Origin of the sequence: Streptomyces dioscori, from assembly GCF_003024195.1 — a bacterium.
In the GTDB taxonomy this organism is placed as follows: domain Bacteria; phylum Actinomycetota; class Actinomycetes; order Streptomycetales; family Streptomycetaceae; genus Streptomyces; species Streptomyces dioscori.
Map to the genome: position 1 here is coordinate 121,790 of NZ_KZ679051.1, position 26,981 is coordinate 148,770.

21 protein-coding genes are annotated in these 26,981 nt (G+C 69.6%); 7 read left to right on the forward strand and 14 right to left on the reverse strand.

Annotated features, from left to right (window positions below):
* Positions 1–634 (forward strand): hypothetical protein (locus C6Y14_RS31160; RefSeq protein WP_199854928.1); only part of this gene is annotated, 634 nt, incomplete at its 5' end.
* Positions 635–699: 65 nt separating this feature from the next.
* Positions 700–1,209 (forward strand): hypothetical protein, encoded by a 510-nt coding sequence (locus tag C6Y14_RS31165; RefSeq protein ID WP_159074341.1) that lies wholly within the window; start codon positions 700–702, stop codon positions 1,207–1,209.
* 113 nt (positions 1,210–1,322) lie between these two features.
* On the opposite strand, the gene C6Y14_RS31170 is transcribed toward C6Y14_RS31165, so the two are convergent.
* The 7 genes from C6Y14_RS31170 to C6Y14_RS31200 all read right to left on the reverse strand — a co-directional run bounded on the left by C6Y14_RS31170 (position 1,323) and on the right by C6Y14_RS31200 (position 12,305).
* Complete coding sequence (locus C6Y14_RS31170) at positions 1,323–2,435, reverse strand: ABC transporter ATP-binding protein (RefSeq protein WP_107020210.1); 1,113 nt, start codon at positions 2,433–2,435, stop codon at positions 1,323–1,325.
* Positions 2,436–2,447: 12 nt separating this feature from the next.
* Complete coding sequence (locus C6Y14_RS31175) at positions 2,448–3,509, reverse strand: ABC transporter ATP-binding protein (RefSeq protein ID WP_107020211.1); 1,062 nt, start codon at positions 3,507–3,509, stop codon at positions 2,448–2,450.
* A 10-nt stretch (positions 3,510–3,519) separates the two neighbouring features.
* Positions 3,520–4,497, reverse strand: a complete 978-nt coding sequence (locus C6Y14_RS31180) for an ABC transporter permease (protein WP_107020212.1) — start codon at positions 4,495–4,497, stop codon at positions 3,520–3,522.
* A 105-nt stretch (positions 4,498–4,602) separates the two neighbouring features.
* Positions 4,603–6,405 carry an ABC transporter substrate-binding protein gene (locus C6Y14_RS31185; RefSeq protein ID WP_107020213.1) on the reverse strand — a complete coding sequence of 601 codons (1,803 nt, stop codon included), beginning with the start codon at positions 6,403–6,405 and terminating at the stop codon, positions 4,603–4,605.
* Positions 6,406–6,505: 100 nt separating this feature from the next.
* Positions 6,506–7,543, reverse strand: coding sequence for an ABC transporter permease (locus tag C6Y14_RS31190; RefSeq protein WP_107020214.1), 1,038 nt, complete (start codon positions 7,541–7,543; stop codon positions 6,506–6,508).
* Between the two features lie 399 nt (positions 7,544–7,942).
* Entirely contained in the window at positions 7,943–9,850 is a 1,908-nt protein-coding gene (typA, locus tag C6Y14_RS31195; RefSeq protein ID WP_107020215.1) for a translational GTPase TypA, read from the reverse strand.
* Positions 9,851–10,067: 217 nt separating this feature from the next.
* Positions 10,068–12,305, reverse strand: coding sequence for an ABC transporter family substrate-binding protein (locus tag C6Y14_RS31200; RefSeq protein ID WP_107020216.1), 2,238 nt, complete (start codon positions 12,303–12,305; stop codon positions 10,068–10,070).
* Positions 12,306–12,645: 340 nt separating this feature from the next.
* Between C6Y14_RS31200 and C6Y14_RS31205 the strand changes: the two genes are divergently transcribed.
* Genes C6Y14_RS31205 through C6Y14_RS31220 form a run of 4 tightly spaced genes read left to right on the forward strand, consistent with a single transcriptional unit; the run spans position 12,646 to position 16,522 of the window.
* Positions 12,646–12,936, forward strand: coding sequence for a hypothetical protein (locus C6Y14_RS31205; RefSeq protein WP_107020217.1), 291 nt, complete (start codon positions 12,646–12,648; stop codon positions 12,934–12,936).
* Positions 12,937–12,955: 19 nt separating this feature from the next.
* A complete protein-coding gene (locus C6Y14_RS31210; protein ID WP_107020218.1) occupies positions 12,956–13,777 on the forward strand; it encodes a hypothetical protein in 822 nt (273 codons plus the stop codon).
* A gap of 19 nt (positions 13,778–13,796) precedes the next feature.
* Positions 13,797–15,749 (forward strand): fumarate reductase/succinate dehydrogenase flavoprotein subunit, encoded by a 1,953-nt coding sequence (locus C6Y14_RS31215; RefSeq protein ID WP_107020219.1) that lies wholly within the window; start codon positions 13,797–13,799, stop codon positions 15,747–15,749.
* Positions 15,746–16,522, forward strand: a complete 777-nt coding sequence (locus C6Y14_RS31220) for a succinate dehydrogenase/fumarate reductase iron-sulfur subunit (RefSeq protein WP_107020220.1) — start codon at positions 15,746–15,748, stop codon at positions 16,520–16,522. The genes C6Y14_RS31215 and C6Y14_RS31220 overlap by 4 nt, the downstream gene beginning before the upstream one ends.
* 30 nt (positions 16,523–16,552) lie before the next feature.
* On the opposite strand, the gene C6Y14_RS31225 is transcribed toward C6Y14_RS31220, so the two are convergent.
* The 7 genes from C6Y14_RS31225 to C6Y14_RS31255 all read right to left on the reverse strand — a co-directional run bounded on the left by C6Y14_RS31225 (position 16,553) and on the right by C6Y14_RS31255 (position 25,555).
* Positions 16,553–19,234 carry a SpoIIE family protein phosphatase gene (locus tag C6Y14_RS31225; RefSeq protein WP_107020221.1) on the reverse strand — a complete coding sequence of 894 codons (2,682 nt, stop codon included), beginning with the start codon at positions 19,232–19,234 and terminating at the stop codon, positions 16,553–16,555.
* Between the two features lie 250 nt (positions 19,235–19,484).
* Positions 19,485–19,892, reverse strand: a complete 408-nt coding sequence (locus C6Y14_RS31230; protein WP_107020222.1) for an ATP-binding protein — start codon at positions 19,890–19,892, stop codon at positions 19,485–19,487.
* A 262-nt stretch (positions 19,893–20,154) separates the two neighbouring features.
* Positions 20,155–20,652 carry a (deoxy)nucleoside triphosphate pyrophosphohydrolase gene (locus C6Y14_RS31235; RefSeq protein WP_107020223.1) on the reverse strand — a complete coding sequence of 166 codons (498 nt, stop codon included), beginning with the start codon at positions 20,650–20,652 and terminating at the stop codon, positions 20,155–20,157.
* A 61-nt stretch (positions 20,653–20,713) separates the two neighbouring features.
* Positions 20,714–20,896 (reverse strand): SPOR domain-containing protein, encoded by a 183-nt coding sequence (locus C6Y14_RS31240; protein WP_107020224.1) that lies wholly within the window; start codon positions 20,894–20,896, stop codon positions 20,714–20,716.
* A 331-nt stretch (positions 20,897–21,227) separates the two neighbouring features.
* The gene (locus C6Y14_RS31245; RefSeq protein ID WP_107020225.1) at positions 21,228–21,980 is read right to left on the reverse strand and encodes a GntR family transcriptional regulator; all 753 of its coding nucleotides are present in this window, start codon (positions 21,978–21,980) and stop codon (positions 21,228–21,230) included.
* Between the two features lie 375 nt (positions 21,981–22,355).
* A complete protein-coding gene (locus C6Y14_RS31250) occupies positions 22,356–23,636 on the reverse strand; it encodes a DUF4190 domain-containing protein (RefSeq protein ID WP_225891367.1) in 1,281 nt (426 codons plus the stop codon).
* Positions 23,637–23,974: 338 nt separating this feature from the next.
* Entirely contained in the window at positions 23,975–25,555 is a 1,581-nt protein-coding gene (locus C6Y14_RS31255) for a S8 family peptidase (protein ID WP_107020227.1), read from the reverse strand.
* 295 nt (positions 25,556–25,850) lie between these two features.
* Between C6Y14_RS31255 and C6Y14_RS31260 the strand changes: the two genes are divergently transcribed.
* Positions 25,851–26,960 carry a threonine synthase gene (locus C6Y14_RS31260; protein ID WP_107020228.1) on the forward strand — a complete coding sequence of 370 codons (1,110 nt, stop codon included), beginning with the start codon at positions 25,851–25,853 and terminating at the stop codon, positions 26,958–26,960.
* The last annotated feature ends 21 nt before the right edge of the window (positions 26,961–26,981 follow it).

Consider the following 26,981-nt stretch of genomic DNA (forward strand, 5'->3'; position numbering starts at 1 on the left):
CCGCGGCACCGACCACGCCCTCCACCACCGCTGGCAGACCGGCACCGGCGGCCCCTGGTCCGACTGGAGCCCTCTCGGCGGACAGATCGCGTCCGATCCGGCCGTCGTCCTGAGCCCCAACCGCGCGTTGTCGGTGTTCGCCCGCGACCCCGAAGGGCGTATCACCCACACCTGGCAGCACGGCGCCGAGCACGGCCACGCGTGGAACGACACCTGGGTCGACATGGGCGGCGCCGCACAGGGCCGACCCACCGTCCTCGTCGGCCGCGACGGAGGCATGGTCCTCTTCACCCGCGGCACCGACCACGCCCTCCACCACCGCTGGCAGACCGGCACCGGCGGCCCCTGGTCCGACTGGAGCCCCCTCGGCGGACACCTCACCACCGACCCGGCCGTGGTCCTCAACCCCAGCGGTGATCTCTCCGTCTTCGGACGGGACCCGCGGGGCCGGGTCACCCACACCTGGCAGCGCGGCCCCGAGCACGGCCACGCGTGGAACGACACCTGGGTCGACATGGAGGGCAGCCTCGCCGCCGATCCCGACGCGCCCGCGGCCGCGGCCGCCGGCGTACTCGCGGCTCCGCGTACCCCGGTCCAGGACCAGGCCCCGGCGGTCGCCCGCCCCATCCCGTAACCGTCCGCCCAAGGATCAGGAGCCCCAGGATGGCCTGCCACATCCCGCCCCACCACGATCGCGAAGTGACCGAGGCCGTCTACCTCGTCGGCGTCGAACTGCAGGTCTCGGACAAGGTGATGCTCGCCGGTTTCGAGGCCGGCTGGGTCGAGTCCCACATGAACAACCTCGACTGCGGCGACCGCGACTCCCTCGGCGTCTTCCAGCAACGCCCCAGTCAGGGCTGGGGAACCCCGGAGCAGATCCGGCACGTACCGTACGCGGCCCGGCAGTTCTTCGTGCGCGCGGTACGGGTCGAGGAGCAGTCGCCGCAGCTCACCGCGGGGCAGACGGCCCAGAAGGTGCAGCGCTCGGCCTTCCCGGAGCGGTACGACCAGGTCGAGGCGAAGGCCCGCGCTCTCCTCGACGAGGCGCGGGAGGCCGCGGGTACGCCCGCGCTGCCCGCGCCGCGCGTCAGCACCGGGGTTCCGTCCGTCGTGGACCACGGCTCGGGGATGGCCGTCTTCGGCGTCGACGACACGGGAGGGGTGTTTCACCGCTGGCAGAACGAACCCGGCGGTTCGTGGTCGGCCTGAACCGCTTTGTCCTCAAACGCCGGACGGGCTGAAGAATCGCGGCGCGTCCGCGAAATCTTCAGCCCGTCCGGCGCCTGAGGACCGGGGGCCCGGGGGCAGCGCCCCCCGAGTACCTACTCCCCTTCCTTCTCCAGCGCCGCCAGCGCCGGGTCCAGCACGATGTCCGCGTCGCGGGCCTCCGTCGTCGGGTCCTCCGGGAAGTGGCAGGCCGTCAGATGGTTCTCACGGTTGCCGGAGATCTGCACGAGCGGCGGCTCGCTCGTCGCGCACTTGTCCTGCGCCTTCCAGCAGCGCGTACGGAAGCGGCAGCCGGACGGCGGGTGGATCGGCGAGGGGACGTCACCGGAGAGCCGGATCCGCTCCCGGTCCTCGGTCTCGTCGTCGAGGGCGACCTCGGGGACGGCCGACAGCAGGGCGTGCGTGTACGGGTGACGGGGCCGGTTGTAGATGGAGTCGCGGTCGCCGACCTCGACCACCTTGCCCAGGTACATCACCGCGAGGCGCTGCGAGAAGTGCCGGACGATCGCCAGGTCGTGGGCGATGAAGAGGAAGGCGATGCCCATCTCTTCCTGGACCTTCTGGAGCAGGTTGACGACCTGTGCCTGGATCGACACGTCCAGCGCGGAGACCGGCTCGTCCGCGACGATCAGCTTCGGGTTCAGGGAGAGCGCGCGGGCCACGCCGATGCGCTGGCGCTGACCGCCGGAGAACTCGTGCGGGAAGCGGTTGTAGTGCTCGGGGTTGAGCCCGACCAGCTCCAGCAGCTCACGGACGCGGTTCTCGACGCCGCCCTTGGGGTTGATCCCGTTGACCTCCATCGGCGACTTGATGATGGTGCCGACGGTTTGCCGAGGGTTCAGCGAGGAGTACGGGTCCTGGAAGATCATCTGGATCTCGGACCGTACGGGCGCCATCTGCCGGCGCGAGGCGTGCGTGATGTCCTGGCCCGCGTACGTGACCTTGCCGGCCGTCGGCTCCAGGAGCCGGGTGATGAGCCGGCCGGTCGTCGACTTGCCGCAGCCGGACTCGCCGACCAGGCCGACGCTCTCGCCGACCCCGACCGTCAGGTCGACCCCGTCGACAGCCTGCACGGCTCCGACCTTGCGCTTGATCGGGAAGCCGCCGTAGATCGGGAAGTGCTTCGTCAGGCCCTCGACGGAGAGCAGCGTCTCGGCCGCTCCGTCCACCGGGCCCTGCGGCTTCGGCAGGGTGAGTTTGTCGCTCATGAGTCGTTCTCCCTAGCCCAGCCGGGGCTTGATCTGCTCGATGAAAAAGGTCGACTTCTGCGCGTCGTCCAGGTGACAGGCGGCGCCGCGGCCCGCGGGCAGCTCCGGCCGCTCGCCGGAGCAGCGGTTGCCGGAGACCTCGGAGGTGAAGCCGCACCGGGGGTGGAACGGGCAGCCCGACGGCGGGTTCAGCAGGCTGGGCGGGGACCCCGGGATGGGGGTGAGCGCCTGCGCCGTGTCACCGCCGAGTCGCGGCATGGAGCTCAGCAGACCCCAGGTGTACGGGTGCTGAGGGGCGCGCAGTACCTCGCGGACGCTGCCGCGTTCGACGGCCCGGCCCGAGTACATCACCAGCAGGTCGTCGGCCATCTTGGAGATGACGCCGAGGTCGTGGGTGATGAAGATGATCGCCGAGCCGAACTCCTGCTGGAGGTCCTTGAGCAGGTCCAGGATCTGGGCCTGCACCGTCACGTCCAGGGCCGTGGTCGGCTCGTCCGCGATGAGCAGGTCCGGGTTGCAGATCAGCGACATCGCGATCATCGCGCGCTGGCGCATACCGCCGGAGAACTGGTGCGGGTAGTCCTCGAAGCGCATCGCGGGCTGCGGGATGCCGACCTTGTCGAGCATCTCGATGGCGCGCAGCTTCGCCTCCTTCTTGGAGGCGCCGGTGTGCTTCATGAAGGGCTCCGCGATCTGCCGGCCCACCGTGTAGTACGGCGAGAGCGCGGTCAGCGGGTCCTGGAAGATCATCGCGACCTTGTTGCCGCGAAGCTTCTCCATCTCCTTCTCGGTCGCGGTGACCAGTTCCTTGCCGTCGAGGACGATCTCGCCCTCGACGGTGGCGGTCTTGGGGTTGTGCAGTCCGAGGACGGTCAGGTTGGTGACGGACTTGCCCGATCCCGACTCCCCCACGATGCCGAGCGTCTTGCCGCGCTCGACGTCGAAGGAGAGCCCGTCGACGGCCTTCACGATGCCGTCCTCTGTGGAGAACCGCACCCGCAGGTCGCGGACCGAGAGGAAGGCCTCCGGCCCGCTCGGGGCCCTCTCGCCTTCGGTCTTGGTCAGTGTGGTCACGGTATTTCTCCTAGGCGAGGCGCACGCGCGGGTCGATGTAGGCGTAGGCGAGGTCCACGATGATGTTCAGGATCAGGATGAAGAAGGCCCCGAACAGCATGACGCCCATCGTCAGCGGCAGGTCCTTGGACAGGGAGCCCTCGACCGCGAGACGTCCGATACCGGCGAGGTCGAAGGTGAACTCCGTGACCACCGCGCCGGACAGGAGCGCGCTGAGGTCCATGCCGATGATGGTGACGATCGGTATGAGCGAACCGCGCCAGGCGTAGCGGAAGAAGACGTAACGCTGCCGCATGCCCTTGGCTCGCGCGGTTCTGACGTGCTCCTCCTGGAGCTGCTCGATCATCGTCGAGCGTGCCATACGCGTGTACTGGGCGGTGAAGATGGTGGCCATCACGGCCCACGGGATCAGCATGCCCATGAACCACTGACCCGGGCTGTCCGTGATCGGCACGTACTTGGGGCTCTCCAGCCAGCCGGTGTTGAAAACGAGGAGGCTGAGGACGATGGGGCCCAGGAAGTAGATCTGGAACGAGCTGAGCACCATCGAGGAGCCGCTGACCACCTTGTCGAGGGCGGTACCGCGCTTCCAGGCCGCCATCAGACCCGTACCGAGGCCGAACAGCAGGAAGATCACCAGGCCGCCGATGGTCAGCGAGAGCGTCAGCGGGAAACGGTCCACGATGGAGTCCCACACGAACTGGCCGCTGTCGAACGAGACACCCAGGCACGGGGCGGCGCAGTGTCCCTGCGGGAAGTCCCGGCCGGACACGATGCCCATCATGAATTCCCAGAACTGGGTGGTGATGGGCTTGTCCAGGCCGAGGTTCTCGCGGATGACCGCGATGTTCTCGGGGGAGCAGTTCTTGCCGCAGGACAGCTGCGCGAAGTCCTGGGGGATCGTATAGAACAGGAAGAACGTGAAGGCGCCGATCAGGAACATGATCACGACGGCGCCGCTCAGCCTGCGGATGAGGAACTGAAGCATGGCGGGTGGGTGCTCTCTTCGAAACGCGGCGGCAGGAGGGGGATACCGACCGCGGGGGTGCGCTCCGCCTGGCGCACACCCCCGCGGATCAGCCGAGCATGGGTGTTACGGCTGCTTCAGGAACAGGTCGTTGATGTCGATGTAGCTCGACTCCGTGCTGAAGCGGGCGCCACCGATGTTCGAACCGTAGAGCTGCATCTGCTTCGAGTAGTAGACCGGGGCGCTGGGGTTGGTGTCCTCCACGATGGCGTGGTGGGCCTCTTCCCAGGTCTTGGCGGCCTGCTCGGGCTCCTCGGTCACGGCCTTCTTGATGAGGTCGTTGACCTTCGGGTCGTCGATGTGCGAGTAGTTCGGCGCGCCGTCGGCGACCAGGTCACCGTCGTAGACGGGCGTGATGACGGTGGACGGCGACGGCCAGTCCTGGCCCCAGCCGGTCATGTACAGGTCGTACGGGTTCTTGAGCTTGCCGACCTGCTCGTAGAACGTCGCGCGGTCGATCTCCTTGGCCTGGACATTGAAGCCGAGCTTGTTCAGCGCGTCCTTGATGATGAGCATCTGGGCCTGGCCGCGCGGGGTGTTGGAGTAGGCGTAGCTGAGCTTGGTGCCCTCCTTGAAGCCCGCTTCCTTCAGCAGCGCCTTGGCCTTCGCCGGGTCACCGTTGGGCTTCTTCAGCTTGCCGAACGGGTCGTACTTCGGGTCGAAGCCGGGCAGGGTCGGGGCGAGCAGACCACCCGCGACCTCACCGCCGTACCGGCCGCCGTCCGCCTGCACCATGGACTGGTTCGGGATCGCGTAGGTGATCGCGTCCCGGATCTTCTTGTCCTTCATCTTGGCGCTGTCGAGGTTGAAGCTCAGGGCCCAGACGTAGACCTGGTAGCCCTGGATGGTGCGCTTCTTCGCGTCGGCGTCGCCGATGACCGTCGAGAGCTGCGCCGGGTCCACCGAGTCGGTGAACTGGATGGCGTTCTTGGCCTCGCCCCGGTCGGCGATCAGACGCTTGGTCTGGCTGGCCTGGTCGATGGTGTTGGTGAAGGTGTAGCCGTCGACGTACTGGTGGCGCACCGAGTCCGTCTTCTCGTCCCACTGGTCGTTCTTGACGAGCTTGAGGGACTTGCCGGCCTTGTACTCGGCGATCTTGTACGGGCCGAGGGAGGCGGGGGCCTTGTCGTACTTCTCCTTCGTGTCCTGCTTCTCGGGCACGATGGCGTAACCGGCCATGGCCAGGGCCTGCGGGAGGTCCGGCTGGGCGGTCTTGAAGTGGAAGACGACCGTTTTGTCGTCCGGCGTCTCAAGAACCGAGTCCGGCAGGTGCTTGCCCTTGTACGGGCCGTCCGGCAGCGCCTTGCGGTAGTCGGAGCCCGAGAGCCAGGTCTGGACGTACGTCGGACCGTCGAAGATCACCTTCGAGTACTGCCGCTCGATGGTGTGCCGGATGTCCTTGGACGTGATGACGTTGCCGTCCTCGTCCTTGACGTCGTCCTTCAGCGTGTACGTCCAGGTCTTGCCGCCCTCGGACGACTTGCCGGAGTCGGTGGCGACGTCACCGACGACGGTCAGGTTGCCCTTGTCGTCCTCCTGGAAGTTCGTCAGACCGCGGTGGATCAGGTTGGCGAACTGGCCGGCGTCACTGACGTAGATCTGGCCCGGGTCCATGTGGGACAGGTCGGACTGCTGGTAGACGTTGATCGTGCCACCGGTCTTGGCCCCGGTCACCGCCTCGGCCGGACCGGTCGACGCCTGGGCGTCACCGTAGGCAACAGGCTTCGACTGCGCCTTGGCGTCCTCCTTGGACTTGGAGTCGTCCTTGCCGCTGTCCTTGCTGCTGTCGCTGCAGCCGGTCAGTGCCAGCGACCCCGCCGCGATCGCGACGGTTATGGCGCGGACGGTGCGCATTCTTATCGGGTTCATGATGCCGATGACCTACCTGTCGATAGTTGTCCACGAGTGCTGCCTGACGGTCCGGACGAGCCGGAACGGGGGTGGCAGCCCCCCCACCACCAATGGACGTTTAGCGTCCGGTCTTGGGGTCGAATGCGTCCCGGACGGAGTCGCCGAGAAGATTGAAGGCGAGCACGAAGACCACCATCGCGATGCCCGGGAAGAACATGAACATCGGGTCCTGCTCGTAGATCTCGGAGCCGATGGCGAACATCCGGCCCCAGTCCGGTGTCGGCTCGACGAAGCCCACACCCACGTAGCTGAGGAACGCGATCGAGAGGATCGCGCTGGGCAGCATGTACGTGCCCTGCACCAGGATCGGCGTGACGATGTTCGGCAGGATCTCCTTGCGCACGATACGCGCCGGAGAGGCCCCCGAGACCTTCGCCGCCTCCACGAACTCCCGCTCCCGCAGGGAGAGTACGGAGCTGCGCACCAGACGGGCCATGCCCATCCAGCCGAGGAACCACATCACCAGGATGATCGCCACCGCACGCAGATAGGTGGGGGTCTCGTCCGTCGGGGAGACGAACATCGCGGTGACCACCGGCATGAAGGCGATGAAGAACAGCTGCTGCGGGAAGGCCAGGAAGAAGTCGGTGATCCGGCCCAGCCAGTAGTCGACCTTGCCGCCGAAGTAGCCGCTGACCATGCCGAGGACGACACCCGTGACCACGCTGAACACCGTGACGAGCACGGCCATGTAGAGCGAGGTGCGCATGCCGTACAGCAGCATGGTGAAGACGTCGCGGCCCAGCTTGGGCTCGACGCCGAACCAGAAGTCGGAGGACATGCCCCCGAAGGAACCGGTCGGCATGGCGAAGTCGTCGAGCAGGAAGGGGTAGTCGGGCTCCTGCGCGTACAGCGTGTACGGGTCCTTGCCGTACAGGGACGAGATGACCGGGGCGAGGGCGGCGACCGCGAAGAAAAAAATCACCACGCACGCGGAGATGACTCCGGTACGGTCTCGCTTGAAGCGATGCCACATCAACTGCCCGGGGGAACGGCCTTCGAGCTGCTCGGCCTCGGCGGGCTCGGCGTTCGACGCGAGCTCGGGGTCCAAGGCCGCCGACGGCCCGGAGCCCTCGGCCTTGGTTGGACTGGTCATCTTTGTTCTTCCCCCGGGGGATGGAGAGTTGAGCGCAGCACAGATACCGGCAGGTTCTGTGGTTTCAGGGAACTTTCACCAAGTGGGTCAACGCGCGTCAAGGGCGGAAGACATAGGGATCTCCCTACCGTCGAAATTTTGAGCAAAAATTGCAGAGAATGACACCTGCGCGCGCTTGACAGGTGAGACGAGATTCCGGCGAATCGGTCATCTACTGCGAAAATTTCGTTTACGTGTCCGAAACTTGATTGGGCATTGACCGATATGCGAACGCCGCCGCATCCTTTACGCCGTTGTCCGAACTGAGCCGTTTTTTCGGCATGCGGACACGGGTGCATCCGGGTACGCCGAAGGCCCGGCTCCCCGCTGTGCGGGGAACCGGGCTACGACGACGCGGGGTCAGCCGTGCTTGGCGCGGCTCGCGGCGCGACCGCGCTCACGGGCGTCCAGGTTGACCTTACGGATGCGCACGGCCTCCGGGGTCACCTCGACGCACTCGTCGTCGCGGCAGAACTCCAGCGACTGCTCCAGCGAGAGCTTGCGCGGCGGGACGATCGCCTCGAAGGAGTCGGCCGCGGCCGACCGCATGTTGGTGAGCTTCTTCTCCTTGGTGATGTTCACGTCCATGTCGTCGGCGCGCGAGTTCTCACCGACGATCATGCCCTCGTACACCTCGGTGCCGGGCTCGGTGAACAGCACACCGCGCTCCTGGAGGTTCGTCATCGCGAACGCGGTGACGGCGCCGGAGCGGTCGGCGACCAGCGAGCCGTTGTTACGGGTCGTCAGCACACCGAACCACGGCTCGTGGCCCTCGTGGATCGAGTGGGCGATGCCCGTGCCACGCGTCCCGGTCAGGAACTCCGTACGGAAGCCGATGAGGCCGCGGGACGGCACGACGAACTCCAGCCGGACCCAGCCCGAGCCGTGGTTCGACATGTTGTCCATGCGGCCCTTGCGGACGCCCATGAGCTGCGTGACCGCGCCCATGTGCTCCTCGGGCACGTCGATCGTCATGCGCTCGACCGGCTCGTGCACCTTGCCGTCGATGACCTGCGTGACCACCTGCGGCTTGCCGATGGTCAGCTCGAAGCCCTCACGGCGCATCTGCTCGACCAGGATGGCCAGCGCCAGCTCACCGCGGCCCTGCACCTCCCAGGCGTCGGGGCGCTCGGTGTCGAGGACGCGCAGCGAGACGTTACCGATCAGCTCGCGGTCCAGGCGGTCCTTGACCTGCCGGGCCGTGACCTTGCGGTCCTTGACCACGGCCTTGTTGTCCGCGCCCTTGCCGGTCGCGCCGCGGCCGACCATCGGGGAGGTGTTCGTACCGATGGTCATCGAGATGGCCGGCTCGTCCACCGTGATGAGCGGCAGCGCGATCGGGTTCTCGGGGTCGGCGAGGGTCTCGCCGATCATGATGTCCGGGATACCGGCGACGGCACAGATGTCACCGGGGCCCGCCTTCTCGGCGGGCTTGCGGGTGAGCGCCTCGGTCATCAGCAGCTCGGTGATGCGGACGTTCGACATGGTGCCGTCACGCTTGATCCACGTGACCGTCTGGCCCTTGCGCAGCTCGCCCTGCTCGACACGCAGCAGCGCGATACGGCCGAGGAAGTTGTCCGCGTCCAGGTTGGTGACGTGCGCCTGGAGGGGGGCGTCCTCGTCGTAGGACGGGGCCGGGACGTGCGACAGGATCGTGGAGAAGAAGGGCTCCAGGCTGTCGCTGTCGGCCGGGACCGTGCCGTTCTCCGGCTTGGTCAGCGACGCGACACCGTCACGGGCGCACGCGTAGACGATCGGGAACTCGATCTGCTCCTCGTCGGCGTCCAGGTCGAGGAAGAGGTCGTACGCCTCGTTCACGACCTCGTCGATACGCGAGTCGGGGCGGTCCGTCTTGTTGATGCACAGGATGACGGGCAGGCGGGCCTGCAGCGCCTTGCGCAGCACGAAGCGGGTCTGGGGCAGCGGGCCCTCGGAGGCGTCGACCAGGAGGACGACCGCGTCCACCATCGACAGACCGCGCTCGACCTCACCACCGAAGTCGGCGTGGCCGGGGGTGTCGATGATGTTGATGGTGATGACGTCGCCGCCATCCTTCGGGTGGTACTTCACCGCCGTGTTCTTGGCCAGGATCGTGATGCCCTTCTCACGTTCCAGGTCGTTCGAGTCCATCATGCGGTCGTCGAGCGACTCGGCGGCGTGCGCGGCGAAGGCACCGGCCTGCTTGAGCATGGCGTCGACCAGGGTGGTCTTGCCGTGGTCGACGTGGGCGACGATGGCGACGTTGCGGATGTCGTGGCGCGTGGCCATATTGAGGCGCTTCTCCCGGAGTGAGGTTACGGCCATCCGCTTCGCGGGGCCCTGCCGGGCTGAAACGTGCCACGGCCTTACCCCCATGGTACGTGGCCGCTGCCGCTGGGGCTTCGCGGGCTGGATCGGTCGGCTCTCACAGCGCGGGCCGGTGGGGGTCGATCGCGCAGTTCCCCGCGCCCCTGACGGGGCCGGGGAATCGCCTTCACCTGCGGGTTCAGCTCTTTTTGAGGAAGCCCATGTCCTCGTAGAGGGGGGTCTGGAAACCGAAGGCTCCTGCGTTGGCCAGACCGTTACGTGATGCTGTCAGCTGGGGGCGCTGGTAGAGGGGGATCGAGGCCGCGGCGGCCCAGATGCGGGCGTCCGCCTTGCGGACCAGGGAGCGGGACTCGTCCGCGTCCAGTTCGGAGACGGCCTGGTCGAAGAGCTGGTCCACCTGGTCGGTGCCGACCCTGGTGAAGTTCTGCTCGACGTTCAGGGAGCCGTCCGCCGCCGGGACCGGCTTGGCGTAGATGGGGCGGGCGTCGGTCGCGGGGAACGCGGACGCGGGCCAGGAGTACAGCGCCAGGTCGTACTGGCCCGAGGCGATGTGATCCTTGAAATAGCTGTCGTCGGCGACCTTGGAGATCTCCGTGCGGATGCCGACGCGGTCCAGCATCCGGGCGATCCGGTCCCCGACCGCCCGCAGCGACTGGGATCCGGGGCCCGAGGGGAGCACGAAGCGCAGCGACAGCGGTTTGCCGTTCCTGGCGAGCGGTCCCACGGCCTCGGGGCCCGGGGCGCGGGTGCCCCTCGGCGCGTACGCCCCCGGGGCGCCGCCCGGCTTGAGCTGCTGCTTCCCGTCCTGGGCGAGGTGCTTCTCCGTCCCGCCCGCCCCGCCCCGCTGCCTGGGCGCGAGCACGCTGGGGCTCTCGTCGTCCGCGGGCTTGTCGTCCGTACCCCCGACGATGTACATGCCGTCGTCCCCGGAGCCGTCCGCGTCGTCCGAGTCCTTGGCACCCTTGGAGCCCTTGGGGTCCTTGGGGTCCTTCTTGCTTCTGGCCGCCTTCGATGCCTCGGCGCCCGCACCCTTCTTGGGCTTCCCCTCCTTGACGGGGCCGCCCGCCACCCATCCGGCGTCGGAGAGCAGTGCCTGCGCCTCCCCGGTGTCCTGGTCGCCGAGCGCTCCGCTGTTGTCGGCGTACGCGTGCTGTCCAGCGAGCGCGAGGTGGCTGCCGACCGGCTCCGCGGGCAGGCCGAGCGGCTCAAGGACGGCCTTGGCCAGCTCCTTGCGGTCGAGCGCGCGGGCCACGGCCCTGCGGACCCGTTCGTCGGCGAGCGGGCCCTGGGAGCCGTTCAACGCGAGCTGCGTGAAGGCCGGTTCGAGGGACTTGCGGACCACGAAACCACGCAGGGCGGACTGCTGGCCGGTGTACTTCGCCACGGCCTTGGCGCGCTTCTTGCGGGCCATGGTCTCCTTGTCGGCCGCCTCCTCGTCGGAGCCGTGCGCGATCGCCCAGGAGCGCAGCGCCCGGCCCGGGGTGAGGGCGGCGCCGGGGCCATGGGTGAGCGGCGCGCCCTTGCCGCTCTTCGCCTCCCGGTCGGCGGACGTGATGCGGTGGGCCTCGGTCGCGTCGATCTCGGCCAGGTCGAGCCGGCCGCCGGCGAGCGCGGCGGCCCGCTTCTCCCGGGGCACGGCCCGCAGGACCAGCTCGGAGAGCTTGGCGGGCCGCCCCCACCAGCGGGGGTTGCGCTTGAGGGTGATGTCGCCCGACTTGCGGTCGACCGTGTCGACGGCGAAGGGGCCCGCGGTGACCTTCAGCCTGCGGCGGGCGCTGTCGTTGAAGGCGTCCGGGGTGCCCATAACGTCCTTCGGGTACAGCGGTGAGAAGAGGGACTGCCAGTCCGCGTAAGGCTTCTTGAAGGTGACCCGCACCTCCAGGTCGTTCTTGCCGCGTTCGATCTTCTCGATGCGGTCGTAGCCGGCGTTGCGGGCCGTCCAGTACGCGGTGTCCTTGCCGGACAGGGCGCGCCACTGGGCGGAGAAGTCCGCGGCGCCGATCTCGCGGCCGTCGCTCCAGACGGCCTGCTGGTTGAGCTTGTAGAGCACGACCTGCCGGGGCTCGCGCTCGACGATCTTCGCGCCCTCCAGGTAGTCGGGGTTGCGCCGGGCGCGGCCGTTCGCGTCGAGCCGGTACAGGGAGGGCAGTACGGCGCCGGCGACCCGGGAGGTGGCGGCGTCCGCGTCCGCCTGGAAGGTGTTGAGGGTCTCGGGGACGGTGTCCACGGCCCAGTGCAGGGTGCCGCCGTCGGCGATCCGGTCGCGCTTCGCGGCCGCGATGTCCTGGCCGGCGGCGGGCTTGCCGGCCTCGTCCTGCTCACTGCACCCGGCGAGAGCGGGCACCGCGAGGACGCCCGCCGTGAGGAACGCTACCGAGCGCGTCACCGCGCGCAGTCCGACGCCGTCGTGGGACATGACTGGTACCTCCGGGGGGCCGCTCCACGGGTGAACACGGGTGGTCTGATCACGTTTGGCGGTATTTGGAGTTGATCAGATCTATGCGGCCACTGAAGAGGAAAGGTTCCGGCACCGGGTGGCGACACGGCGACGGCCCGGGGAAGCCCACCCGTGCGGCGCAACGCTCCGGGCCCGCACGCCGGAGCGGGCTCGGTGCCCGCGCGCCCCCGGAGGGCTTCTGCCGGATCTTCCCAATCCATGCACGTCCCTTCCCACCAGCCGGTGTGACGCGCGACACTCGCAGGCGCATGAACGTTGCCGCCTTGGGCCGCTGGGTCCGCGGAAGTGAGGGCAAGTCATGTCCGTGCACGACGAACTGACGTCAGTCCAGCGCTGCCTCGACGACCTCGTGAGGTCCGTGAAGCGCCTGGAACAGCAGGTGGACGGTGGCGGCCTGGAGATGCGCAGGGTGCGCACCGACGCCGATCACCTGCGCGAGAGCGTGGCGCTGCTGCGCGAGGCCGCACCCGGCATCGCCCGGCCGAAGCGCCCCGACCTCGTGTCCATCCCCGACACCCCGTACGACACGACCCTGTGGACGGACTCCGACGACGAGGGTCTCGGCGCCCGCGACCGCCACGCACCCTGATCCCCGACCGGAGCTCTCCTTGGCCACTGGTACGGAACCCCATCTGAACAGCGGCGGCGTACGCAACGGTACGCGCGCCGCGATCACCGCCCCGCATCTGCGGACCGACCGCTGGTGGCTGGCGCCCGCCGCGACGGCGGCCGGGCTGCTGGCCTTCGTCGTCTACTCGACGTGGCGGGCGTTCTCGAACAGCCACTACTACGCCGCCCCGTACGTCTCGCCGTTCTACTCGCCCTGTCTGGCGGAGAACTGCGTACCGATGAGGAACGGGCCCAACTGGGAGATCTTCGGCAGCTGGTGGGGTCTGTCCCCCGCCCTGCTCGTGCTGATCTTCCCGCTCGGCTTCCGGCTGACCTGCTACTACTACCGCAAGGCCTACTACCGGGGGTTCTGGGCCTCGCCGCCGGCCTGCGCGGTCGCCGAGCCGCACAAGAAGTACTCCGGTGAGACGCGCTTCCCGCTGATCTTCCAGAACATCCACCGCTACTTCTTCTACGCGGCGGTGCCGGTCGCCGGGATCCTCACGTACGACACGGTCCTCGCCTTCCGGAACGAGGACTACGAGTGGGGCCACATGGGGCTCGGAACGCTCGTGTTCCTCGTCAACATCGTGCTGATCTGGGCGTACACCGCCTCCTGCCACTCCTGTCGGCACATCGTCGGCGGCAAGCTCAAGCACTTCTCCAAGCACCCCGTGCGCTACCGGGCCTGGCAGCTGGTGGGCCGGCTCAACGCCCGGCACATGCAGCTCGCCTGGGCGTCACTGGTGAGCGTGGCGCTCGCCGACTTCTACGTGTACCTGGTCGCGTCCGGCGTCTTCGACGACCCGACCTTCTTCTAACAAACAAAAGGTGCTTCAGATGTCCGTGGTCGACCGGCAGGAGTGGGACGTCGTCGTGGTCGGTGCCGGAGGAGCCGGCCTGCGCGCGGCGATCGCGGCGCGGGAACGCGGCGCGCGTACGGCCGTCATCTGCAAGTCGCTGTTCGGCAAGGCGCACACCGTGATGGCCGAGGGCGGCATCGCGGCGGCCATGGGCAACGTCAACTCCGGCGACAACTGGCAGGTCCACTTCCGCGACACCCTGCGCGGCGGCAAGTTCCTCAACCAGTGGCGGATGGCCGAACTGCACGCCCAGGAGGCCCCCGACCGCGTGTGGGAGCTGGAGACCTGGGGCGCCCTCTTCGACCGCACGGCGGACGGGCGCATCTCCCAGCGCAACTTCGGCGGGCACGAGTACCCGCGGCTCGCGCACGTCGGCGACCGTACGGGCCTGGAGCTGATCCGCACGCTCCAGCAGAAGATCGTGTCGCTCCAGCAGGAGGACTTCAAGGAGACCGGCGACTACGAGTCGCGTCTGAAGGTCTACCAGGAGTGCACCGTCACCCGGATCCTCAAGGACGGCAGCAGGGTCGCCGGGGCGTTCTGCTACCAGCGGGAGTCGGGCCGGTTCTTCGTGCTCGACGCGCCCTCGGTCGTGGTCGCCACCGGCGGCATCGGCAAGTCCTTCAAGGTGACGTCGAACTCGTGGGAGTACACGGGCGACGGGCACGCGCTGGCGCTGCTCGCCGGGGCGCCGCTGCTGAACATGGAGTTCGTGCAGTTCCACCCGACGGGCATGGTCTGGCCGCCGTCCGTGAAGGGCATCCTCGTCACGGAGTCGGTGCGCGGGGACGGCGGGGTGCTCAGGAACTCCGAGGGCAAGCGGTTCATGTTCGAGTACATCCCGGACGTCTTCAAGGAGAAGTACGCCCAGTCCGAGGAGGAGGGCGACCGCTGGTACGAGGACCCGGACCACAACCGGCGCCCGCCCGAACTGCTTCCCCGGGACGAGGTGGCACGGGCCATCAACTCCGAGGTCAAGGCGGGCCGCGGCTCCCCGCACGGCGGAGTCTTCCTCGACGTCTCCACCCGGATGCCCGCCGAGGTGATCCGGCGCCGGCTGCCGTCCATGTACCACCAGTTCAAGGAACTCGCCGACGTCGACATCACCGCCGAGGCGATGGAGGTCGGGCCGACCTGCCACTACGTGATGGGCGGCATCGCGGTCGAGTCGGACACCGCGGCGGCCCGCGGGGTGCCGGGCCTTTTCGCGGCCGGTGAGGTCGCGGGCGGGATGCACGGCTCCAACCGGCTCGGCGGCAACTCCCTCTCCGACCTGCTGGTCTTCGGCCGGCGGGCCGGACTGCACGCCGCGGAGCACGCCGCCGGGCTCACCGGCCCCACCGGCGGGCGCCCCCTCGTGGACGAGGCCCAGGTCGACGCCGCCGCCGCCGAGGCACTGCGGCCCTTCTCGGCCGAGGGGCCCGCGCCCGGCGAGGAGGACGGCCGGCCGCCGGAGAACCCGTACACCCTGCACCAGGAGCTCCAGCAGGCGATGAACGACCTCGTCGGCATCATCCGCCGGGAGGCGGAGATGGAGGCGGCTCTGGAGAAACTCGCGGACCTGCGGGTACGGGCGCGGCGCGCCGGGGTCGAGGGGCACCGGCAGTTCAACCCGGGCTGGCACCTCGCGCTCGACCTGCGCAACATGCTGCTCGTCAGCGAGTGCGTGGCACGGGCCGCGCTGGAGCGCACCGAGTCGCGCGGCGGCCACACCCGCGAGGACCATCCGGCGATGGACCGGGCCTGGCGGCGCGTGAACCTGCTGTGTCAACTGACCGATCCCACCGGCGGCCTGGCGGCGACGGACCCGGTGCACGGCCAGATCGACCTCGTCCGGGAGACCACCGAACCCATCCGACCCGACCTGCTCGCTCTCTTCGAGAAGGAAGAGCTGGTCAAGTACCTCGCCGAAGAGGAGCTCTACGAGTGAGCAGCTATGAGGCCCGCTTCAAGGTGTGGCGCGGGGACGTCGGGGGCGGCGGCCTGAAGGACTTCGGGGTCGAGGTGAACGACGGCGAGGTGGTCCTCGACATCATCCACCGGCTCCAGGCGACCCAGGCCCCTGACCTCGCCGTGCGCTGGAACTGCAAGGCGGGCAAGTGCGGTTCGTGTTCGGCGGAGATCAACGGCCGGCCGCGGCTGCTGTGCATGACCCGGATGTCGGTGTTCACGCGGGAGGAGACGATCACCGTCACTCCCTTGCGGGCCTTCCCCGTCATCCGCGACCTCGTCACCGACGTCGGCTTCAACTACACGAAGGCCCGCGAGGTGCCCGCGTTCGTCCCGCCGGACAAGCTGGCGGCCGGTGAGTACCGGATGACGCAGGAGGACGTGGACCGGTCGCAGGAGTTCCGCAAGTGCATCGAGTGCTTCCTGTGCCAGGACACCTGCCATGTGGTGCGCGACCACGAGGAGAACAAGACCGCCTTCGCCGGGCCGCGCTTCCTGATGCGGGTGGCCGAGCTGGACATGCATCCGCTGGACGCGGCCGACGAGAGCGGCCTGGACCGCAAGAAGACCGCCCAGGACGAGCACGGGCTCGGCTACTGCAACATCACCAAGTGCTGCACGGAGGTCTGCCCCGAGGGCATCAAGATCACGGACAACGCGCTGATCCCCCTGAAGGAACGCGCGGTCGACCGCAAGTACGACCCGCTGGTCTGGCTGGGGTCGAAGATCGGCAGGCGTTCCTCGGGCGGGTGAGGCCCTGACGACGGCGGTGGCGGGCGAGGGTCAGAACAGGCTCAGCAGGGCCTCCGCCGGGTCCGCGAGGGCTGTTCCGCCGTTGGGCAGGGGCAGTTCGAACCACACCGTCTTGCCCCGGGGGGTGCGGCGCGAGCCCCAGGCGGCGCTGAGGAGCCCCACCAGCTGCAGTCCCCGGCCGCCCTCGTCGGTGTCGCGGGCCCGGCGGCGGCGCGGCTGGACGAGACCGGCGTCCCAGACCTCGCAGACCAGCGTGCGGTCGAGGAGGAGACGCAGCCGGATCTCGCCCTCGCCGTAGCGCAGGGCGTTGGTGACCAGCTCGCTGACGAGCAGTTCGGCCGTGTCGACGAGCGGCTCCAGGTCCCAGCCGACCAGCTGGTTGCGGGCGAACTCCCGGGCGCGGCCCACGCTCCGGGGCTCGCGCGGCAGCGTCCAGTCGCCCACCGAGTCGGCGGGCAGTCCCTGGACACGTGCCATCAGCAGCGCGATGTCGTCCTCGCCGTGATGGGTGTCGAGGGTGCTCAGGACGTGGTCGCAGACGTCCTCCAGCGGGGCCGAGGGGTCCGTGAGGGCGCCCACGAAGGCCTGCAGGCCCTCATCCAGGGGGTGGTCGCGGGATTCGACGAGACCGTCCGTGTAGAGCGCCAGGAGGGCTCCCTCGGGCAGTTCGACCTCCACCTCCTCGAACGGCTCGCCGCCGACCCCGAGAGGCATGCCCGGGGGTACGTCGAGCATGAGCGCGCTCTCGCCGGGCTCGACCAGGACCGGCGGGAGATGGCCGGCGTTGGCGAACGTACAGCGGCGGGTGACGGAGTCGTAGACCGCGTACACACAGGTGGCGAGGTACACCTCGGAGAGGTCGGCGTCCCGGGACTGGCGGGCACCGCGCGTAGATTGCTGGGTGCCGCCCGGTGTGCCGAGTCCACGGGCGATCTCGTCCAACGCGGAGAGCACTTCGGCCGGTTCGAGGTCGAGGAGCGCCAGGGTGCGTACGGCCGTGCGGAGTTCGCCCATCGCGACGGCCGCCCGCAGACCGCGGCCCATGACGTCGCCGACGACCAACGCCGTGCGGTGACCGGGCAGTTCGATGACGTCGAACCAGTCGCCGCCGACCTCCGTGGCCGCGTTCCCCGGGAGGTAGCGGCAGGCGATGTCCAGGCCTGATGCCTCCGGGTCGCCCGGGGGCAGCAGGGAGCGCTGGAGGATCAGGGCGCGTTCGTGCTCGCGGCGGTACAGGCGCGCGTTGTCCATGCAGACGGCGGCCCGCGCGGCCAGCTCCACGGCCAGCGCCCGGTCGCGCTCCCCGAACGGTTCGCTGCCCTTCGTCCGGGAGAACTGGACGATGCCGACGACCGTGTCGTGGGCGACCATCGGCACCGCGAGCGTGGACTGGATCAGCTCGCCCTCCTCGGCGGCGACGAACTGCGGCTTGGCGGTGCGCAGGGCATCCGCGCAGGCGGAGTTGAAGGCGAAACGGTGGACCGCGCCCACACTCACGAGCTTGCGGCCGCCGACGAAGGGCGCGTCGGACACGGCGCTGGCATAGGCCACCCGGCGCAGTTCGGCGCTGCCGTCGGCGAGGCCCGGCGGGGTCTCGTCACCGGCGAGCAGACCTTGGTAGAGGTCGACGGAGGCCAGGTCGCAGAAGCCGGGGACGGCCACGTCGAGCAGTTCGCGGGCCGTGGTCTCCAGGTCGAGCGAGTTCCCTATACGCGCTCCCGCCTCGTTCAGGAGGGCGAGATTGCGCCGGGCCTGCGCGGCCTCCCGGGCGGCGGCGCGGCGCGCGGTGATGTCGGTACCCAGCCACGCGATCCCCATCGGACGGCCCGAACCCCCGTGGACGCGATAGAGGTTGATGGACCAGTGGCGGCGCTCGGTGGAACCGGGGACGGTGCCCGTGACCAGCATCTCGGTGACGGAGTCGCCCGTCTCCAGGACCCGGCGCAGTATCGCCGAGACACGGTCGGTCTCGCCCGGCGACAGATAGTCCTTGACCGTCCGGCCGCGGTGGTCGTCGACGGTGCCGCCGAAGGTCGAGGCGAACCGCTGATTGGCGCGGCGAATCCGCAGGTCCGGGTCGATCAGCAGGAAACCGAAAGGAGATTGGCCGAATATGGCCTGCGAGGCGGCGAGGTCGGTTTCGATGCTGCGGAGCGTGCGTACGTCCACGACGATGCACACGGCGGCCCGTTCGCCCTCCTCGGTGCGCGTCGGCATGACGTACACCTCGGCGAGCCCGTCGATGATCCGGCCGCTGCCGCCGGGGTCGGGCAGCCGGAAGGGGACCACACCGGTCCACTCCCTGCCGTCGAGGACCTCGGCCATCTTCCGCTGGCCGAAGTCGCGCCTGTCCTCGGCCACGAAGGCCTCGATGGGGTCCATGCCCACGGCGCGGTCGGTCGGGATGCCGAAGAGCTGCTCGGCGCGCAGGCTCCACTGGTCGACGAGACCGTCGGGGCCGATAGAGAAGGAGGCGACCTTGATGTAGTCGTAGATCGACCCGGGCGGACTGCTCTGCCACACGACCTCACCGGACGAGTCGCCCGACGCCCCGTCCGACGGCGCGCCGAGCGCTCCGTCCGACGTGCCGTCCAACGCTCCGGCCACCGTCCTGCCCGCCGCGGGCGTGGCGTCATCGCCTGTCGTCGCATCAGCCATCGCGCCGCCCGACGGATCCTCGGACTCCGTGGCCTTCGCTGGTATCTCGCTCACGCGAACCGTCCCCTCCAGCTCACCGCGCCCGGCACCGGTCACCGAAAGCGGCTGCCCGCAGTATCCAGCACTACGGAGCCGCACAACACGGTGTTCACGATCACAGCACGGTCCCGATGCTTTTAGGACCGGCTGCGACAAACACTCCCAGTCTTCTAACCACGTGGCAGCCCGTCGAACCACCCACTCGCTCCGTCTCTGTACCCGAGACGGGCCGGATCGCCCGCGGACCGTGCCGAAGGGCCGGCGATCAGTCGGGGAGGGCCAGCTCGAACCACACCGTCTTGCCCGTTTCGCCTGGTCTGGTGCCCCAGCGGCGCGCTGCGTCGGCCACCAGCCGGAGTCCCCGGCCGGTCTCGTCGTCGGGCTGGGCGGAGCGCTCACGCGGCGGGTCGGGCAGCGGATCGGAAACCTCCACGAGCAGGCCGTCCAGAAGACCCGAGGGGCGTACGAGACGAACGCCGATGGGGCCGGTCGCGTGCCGCAGAGAGTTGGTCACCAGCTCGCTGACCAGCAGCGCCGTCACATCGCTCAGGGACTCCAGGCCCCAGGCGCGCAGTTGGCCGCGGACCACGGCACGGGCGGTCCTGACGGCGCCCGGCTCCGCGGGGAAGGTCCACTCGGCGACATCGCCCTCGGTGTGAATCACGCGGCTCACTCCCAGGCCTACGGCGGACCATGTCCGATTTCATGGGGTTAATGGGCACATACCCGATATCCCGGGCGTAGTACCGCGCGCGAGGGCGTGCGGTGCCACGAACGGCGTACTCCGAGCCCGCACCACTCTCCACACGCGCCCCGCGAGGACGAGCGTCGCACGTACGACACGTGAGGTGTTCCGTGCCTCGGCTCCCACCCGGGGGCTCCCACCCCCTACCCCCGAAATCGCGCTACGCGCTCGTCCTCGAACGCCGGACGGGCTATCCGACAGCCCCTCCCGCTTTTGAGGAGCGGGGGTTCGGGGGCAGCGCCCCCGAGTCGTGGACGGGAACGGGCAGGGGCGGCGGGGGCGAGGAAACCCCCCACACCACCCGCGCCACCTCGGCGACAGCCGGCACGTCCTGGTCCAGCCAGTCGACGTCCCAGAGCTCGTCGACCGTCAGCCACCGCAACTCGTCATGATCCTGAAGGGCCAGGGGCTCGGCCGACCCCGGCAGCAGCCGCACGGTCCACACCCGCAGGACGTACGGCGCCCGCAGGGCATACTCCCCCGGCACCCGCCCCACCACCTCCGCCGAAACCCCCAGCTCCTCCCGGAGCTCCCGCACGAGAGCCCGCTCGGGACCCTCCCCAGGTTCGACCTTCCCCCCGGGAAGCTCCCAGCGCCCGGCCAACTCCACAGGCGCACTGCGGCGCGCGGCGAGCAGACGCCCGCCGCTCAGCACGGCGGCCCCCACCACCACGATCGGTTCGGTCATGCGCGGGAGCCTACGGGAGGGGAACCGCGCGCACCCTCCGGCGCCGATCAGCCGACAGCCGTCACCTCGCGCCGTTCTGCGCGATCCGCTCGACCCAGTACAGCTGCTTGTGTCCCCGGACATCGAGACTGTCCGCGATCTTCTGGGCCTCGGCCCTGGTCGCGTACCTGCCGACGCGATAGCGATTGCCGTTGTCGTCCTGCCGGACGACAAGCCAGGGAAGTGTGATCGTGCCGTCGTTCATCGCGCCCCTCCACTCCCCGCCCCCGGTTCGCGCCCAACCCCGTTCCATAAGGAAACCGCAATCCGCATATGCCGGAGCCTACGCCTAACCTTCACGCAGCGAATACGGCTTTTCACAAAGAGGTATGCACGACGTAAGCAACCGGCCAGCGCAGAGAGGGCGCATCCTCAGGGATACGCCCTCCGACACCCCCCGCCACCCCCGACGGGTCCCGCGGACGGGGTGGGGACCGGCTCCGACACCACCCCGGAGAAGCCGGTGAGAACGACCGGATTGCACCGGCGGTCCACCGCACACCGTCACTTCACCGGCAGGTGGCACGCGTACGCGATCACTTCACCGGCAGGTGGTACGCGATCCGGTACCGGTCCGCCGGCACGACCACGTCCGCCGTCTCCACCGGCCGGCCCGACGCGTAGTACGTGCGCTGGATGACGAGTACGACATGGCCCGGCACGCCCCCCAGCGCGGACAGCTCCTCGGCGAGACCGGGCCGGGCGCCCACCTCCTCCGTGACGTTGTCCACGACCACGTCGATGGCGGCCATGCGCTCGACCACCCCCATCCCGCCGAGGGGGCCCTCCTCGGGGAGCATCACCGGTGTGCGGCCCGTGACGGCGAGGGGCTCCCAGGAAGTGGAGAGCATCATCGCCTCGCCCGCGTCCCGGAAGACGTACTTCGTGCACATCACCCGCTCGCCGGCCTCGATGCCGAGCCGCTCGGCGACGGCGCCGCTCGCCTCCGTCTGCGCGCTGTGCGACTCCCACGTACCGCGCGCGGCCGGGTCGGCCTGCTCCTGGCGGAACGGGGTCGAGGCGCTGTCCGACCGGTAGCCGGAGCGGGCGACTCGGCGGGGCACCGGGCGCGCCCGCACATACGTACCGGACCCGGAACGGCCCTCGACCAGCCCCTCGGCCATCAGCACCTTGCGGGCCTCCAGAGCGACCGTGTCCGAGACCCCGTACTCCTCGCGGATTCTGGCCTGCGACGGGAGTCTGGTGTGCGGTGGCAGCGATCCGTCGACGATCTTCTTGCGAAGATCGCCGGCGACGCGCAGATACGCCGGCTGCTCACCGAATGTCACTGGCCACTCCCTCAGGTTGTACAGACAGCAACAGGGTGGCAACCGTGGGTTGTACCAGGCAAGTAAAGGCCAGAGAATCACTCGATGTGATGACGTAGGGCCTTCGGGGGCTTTACGCAGGCACTTTCTTTCCGCTAGGGCCTGTCGTCAAATTCCCGGCGTCCGCCCGGAGGGCGGGCCGGGCGGCGTCTGGTGCGTGCTCTGGGGGTCCCCCCGGCCGGAGGCTGGGGGAGTGCCGGGCGGAAGTCCTCGTACTGGACGTACTAGGGCTTTCGCCCGGTGCAGCGAGTGGGGGTCCCCCCGGCCGGAGGCTGGGGGAGCGTGCCAGGCGTCGCCCGGCAGGCGGGAATTTGACGACAGGCCCTAGGGCCCGCTCTACACCTCGGCGCCGCCACCGTCGGAGCCGCCGTCGCCCGCCCCGCTGTCCTCACCGCTGCCGCCGTCCTCACCGCTGCCGTCCTCGTACGCGGGCGGCGGGGTCGACTCAAGACCCAGGGCCTTGCGGGTCGTGACGGACTTCTTCGCGTCGGTGAGGTCCAGTGCCTTGCCGTAGTGCTCGTAGAAGGTGTCCACGTCGGAGGTCTTCGCCGCGTCGGCCCACTCGTCCTTCGCGGACTCCAGGTGCTCGACGAGCGTGGCCACCGGCTTTTCGGCGTCGGCGGGCCACCGATGGCCGCGCAGCAGCCCGACCTGCTCGGTGAGGGCACCCGAGACCCGGGTCGCCCACGCCTTGTGACCGGGCAGGTCGTCCTCGACGTACTCCTCCTCGGGCGCCGAGTCCATCGCCTCGTTCAGGACCTCGGCCGCCTCCAGGTAGGCGACCTGGTCGGCGTCGAGGGTCGTCGCGTCCTGGCGCAGGGAGCCGGTCAGGGTGGCCTTCTCGTCCGTGTTGCCGAAGACGCAGCTGATCTCGCGGTCGCCGAAGGTCCAACTGTCGCTCGTGGGCGTGAAGTAGTAGATGTCGACGTCGTCCGGGACGGCCCAGGCGTCCATCGCATAGGCGAACTGGAGCGAGTAGCACTTGTCGTCGGCGGCTTCGGTGACGGCGTCGTCGCCGGGGTAACCGCCGTCCGGCAGCGGGAAGTTCGCGAAGACCTCGCCGTCGTGCTCACCCTCGCAGGACACCGTGTCGACGTCGTAGGCCACGCCCTCCAGGGAACCGCCCTGCGTGTCGAAGCACTGGCCCTTCTCCAGGGAGAAGACGGCGCCGCCGCCCGCGTCGCGCGCGCCCTCCTTGAAGCCCTCCCAGAAGCCGGCCGCACCGCCGGTGGCGAGCGCGAGCGCGAGGATCGCGGTGCCGAGTCCTGACAGGACGATTCCGGCGATCGCCATGCCCTTGCCGCGCTCGCCCTTCCGCCTGATCTGCCCCAGCGCGACGAATCCGAGCACCAGGCCGACCAGCGGCAGGAAGCAGAGGATGCCGAGCACCAGCGCGGAGATGGCGAGGCCGTTGAAGGGCGCCGGGGTGCTGTACGGGGAGTAGCCGTGCCCCCAGGGCTGGTACCCGTACGGGGCGGGTCCCTGCGGCGGGTACGGCCCCTGGCCCGGGTACGGGGCCGGCCCCTGGCCCGGGTATGCGCCGTACGGGCCCTGCGGCTGCTGCCCCGGCTGCCCCTGCGGCGGCTGCGGTGGCCCGGCGGGCGGGGGTATCTCCACTTGTGCTGTGCTCCTCGTCCCGGTGGTGCGCTGCGTTCCGCCGATACGGAACTGTGTGCGACAAAGCGCATGGTAAGCGGCGCACGCACGGGCACGGAACAACGTTTCCTCCGCCCCCGCCGCCCCTACCCTTCCCGTCACCGACTCGGGGGCGCTGCCCCCGAACCCCTGGTCCTCAAACGCCGGACAGGCTGAAAGACCAGCGGACCGTCCGCACATCTTCAGCCCGTCCGGCGTTTGAGGACGAGCGCGAAGCGCGATACGGGGGGCGAGGGGGCGCAGCCCCCATGCAGTGACGGGAAGGGTAAGGGCGGCGGGGGCGGAAACAGTGTGCTGGGTCAGAACTGCAGGCCCCAGGCGTTGACGTATCCCGTGTCCAGCGAAGCGTTGTCGCTCACCCGCAACGTCCACGTCCCATTGGCAACCTCGGACGACGCGTTCACCGTGTACGTGGTGGCGATGTTGTCCGTGGAACCCCCCACCCCGTACGCCTTCAGCGTGTACACGCTCCCGTCGGGAGCGACCAACTGCACCTGCAGGTCACCGATGTACGTGTGCACGATGTTCACCGGCACCCCGAGCGCCGCGGGCGCGTTGCCCGAGACCCCGCTCACCGTCACGGGCGAGTTCACCGTCGAGTTGTCGGCGATCGCATGGTCCGCCGTGTTCTCGAAGTACGGACCGGGCGGCGGAGTGGTCCCCCCGCCACCGACCCGCAGCAGCCGGTTCGGCGAACCGCTGCCGGGATTCGTCACGACTCCGCTCGTCGCCCCCGCGACCAGCGCGCTCTGCACGGCGGCCGGCGCGGCGGTCGGGTTGTCCGCCAGGTACAGCGCGGCGGCCCCGGCGACATGCGGCGTCGCCATCGACGTACCGGAGATGGTGTTGGTCACGCTGTCGCCCGTACCCCAGGCGGAGGTGATGGACGAGCCGGGGGCGAAGAGGTCGAGGACGGCGCCGTAGTTGGAGTAGCTCGCGCGGGCGTCGGTGCTGGTGGTGGCGCCGACCGTGATCGCCTCGGTGACGCGGGCGGGCGAGCGCGTCGAGGCGTTGGTGCTCTCGTTGCCTGCCGCGACGGCGTAGGTGACGCCGGAGGCTATGGAGTTGCGTACGGCGGTGTCGATCGCGGTGTCGGCGGTGCCGCCGAGGCTCATGTTGGCGACGGCCGGCTTGACGGCGTGGGACGTCACCCAGTCGATGCCCGCGACGACCTGGGCGGTGGTGCCGGAGCCGGAGTTGTTGAGCACCCGCACGCCGACGATCTTCGCCTTCTTGGCGACGCCGTACGCCGTACCGCCGACCGTGCCGGCGACGTGCGTGCCGTGGCCGTGGCCGTCCTGGGCGGTGTTGTCGTTGTCGACGGCGTCGTAGCCGTAGGAGGCCCGGCCGCCGAAGTCGGTGTGGGTGATGCGGACGCCGGTGTCGATGATGTACGCGGTGACTCCCTCACCCGCGGTGTCGTCGTAGGTGTAGCTCTGGTTCAGCGGGAGGGCCGCCTGGTCGATGCGGTCCAGGCCCCAGGAGGGCGGGTTGGGCTGGGTCGTCTCGATCGAGAAGACGCGGTTCTGGACGACGGAGGCGACGGCCGGATCGGCGGCGAACCTCTTCGCCTCGGCGGCGCTCGCCTCGACGGCGTACCCGTTGAGCGCCTTCTTGTACGTGCGCTCGACCGTGGCGCCGTACTCCTCGGCCAGGGCCCTGCCCTCGGCCGAACCGGCTTTCGCGGCGTCCGCGTGGAGCGTCACGATGTAGCTGTCCGCGATCGCGCCGGGCGCCCCCGCGTACTGGACGACACCTTCGGGGCCCGCGGCCTGGGCCGGGGCCGGAAGCGCGAGAACTAGGCCGCCGACGAGTACCGCCGAGCCCATACCTATACGAACACCGGCAAGTCTTCGCCGGGCATGACGCATCACTGCCATCTGAGGGATCCTCCTCGATCGGTGGTGCGCTGGTGGGGCGCTGATGGTGCGCAAGTGGTGCGCTGGTGGTGCAGCGGTGAGAGAGGTGCGGTGGTGCACTCACAAGGCGGTGCGGGTCGCACGGGCGCGCCGGAGGCAGGTTCACTCCGGGGTGTTCGGCGAGGCGAAGGACGCGCTCAGCCAGAAAGATGACGGCTCTCACAGGCAATGCACAAGAGCCCTGCACAAAGGCAACGCAACTGCCATATGCCAGTCATGACAGCCCGTCCCCAACCGGGGCATCTAACCTGCGGGAATGACTCCCTTGCCGGATTGTTTCTGCCCGGTGGACGGCACGCGCGTCCCCACGGACTCCCTCGCGTGGTGCTGCCCGGTCTGCCGCGGCCCGCTCGACCTGGACTTCGCACCGACGCCCGCGACCCTCAAGTCCCTGACAGGCAGGGTCAATTCGCTCTGGCGGTACACGGAGTGCCTGCCGCTGCCGGCCCCCTCGGTGTCGCTGGGCGAGGGCCGCACCCCGCTGATCCCGCTCCGGGAGGGCGTCTCGGCCAAACTGGACTTCCTCATGCCGACGCTCTCCTTCAAGGACCGCGGTGCCGTCATGCTCGCCGAGCTGGCCCTGCGGCTGCGGCCCCGGCGGGTCGTCGCGGACAGCAGCGGCAACGCGGGCACGGCCGTCGCCGCGTACTGCGCACGGGCCCGGCTGTCGTGCACGGTGTACGTCCCCGAGGGCACGTCCGCCAAGAAGCTGGAGCAGATCGCGGCGCACGGGGCGCGGCTCGAAGTGGTCCCGGGCGACCGTGAGGCGACCGCGCGGGCGGCCCGGGAGGCGGCGGACGAGGAGGGCACGTTCTACGCCTCGCACGTCTTCAACCCGTACTTCCTGCACGGCACGAAGACGTACGTCCACGAGGTGTGGGAGGAGCTCGGCGGACGGCTTCCCGAGGTACTGGTCGTGCCCGTCGGGAACGGCACGCTCCTGCTCGGCGCGGCACTCGCCGTCGCCGAACTGCACGCGGCGGGCCTGATCGACCGCAGACCCGCGCTGTACGCGGTCCAGTCCGCGGCGGTCGCCCCGCTGGCCCGCGCCTGGCACGACGGGGCGGACGACCTTGTCGGGGTCACCCCGGCGGCCCCCACGTTCGCCGAGGGCATCGCGATCCCCCATCCGCCCCGGGCCCGCCAGATCCTGCGGGCGGTACGCGAGTCGGGCGGCACGTTCCTCACCGTGACGGAGGACCAGATCCGCCACGCCCAGACCGACCTGGCCTCGCAGGGCCTGTACGTGGAATCCACAGGAGCGGCCTGCTGGGCAGCCACAAGAGAAACCCCCCTGACCCCCCGCACCGCAGTGATCCCCCTATGCGGAGCAGGCCTGAAGTCAGGCCCGGCAACCCCGCATTAGGGGCGCGGGGAACGCCGCAGC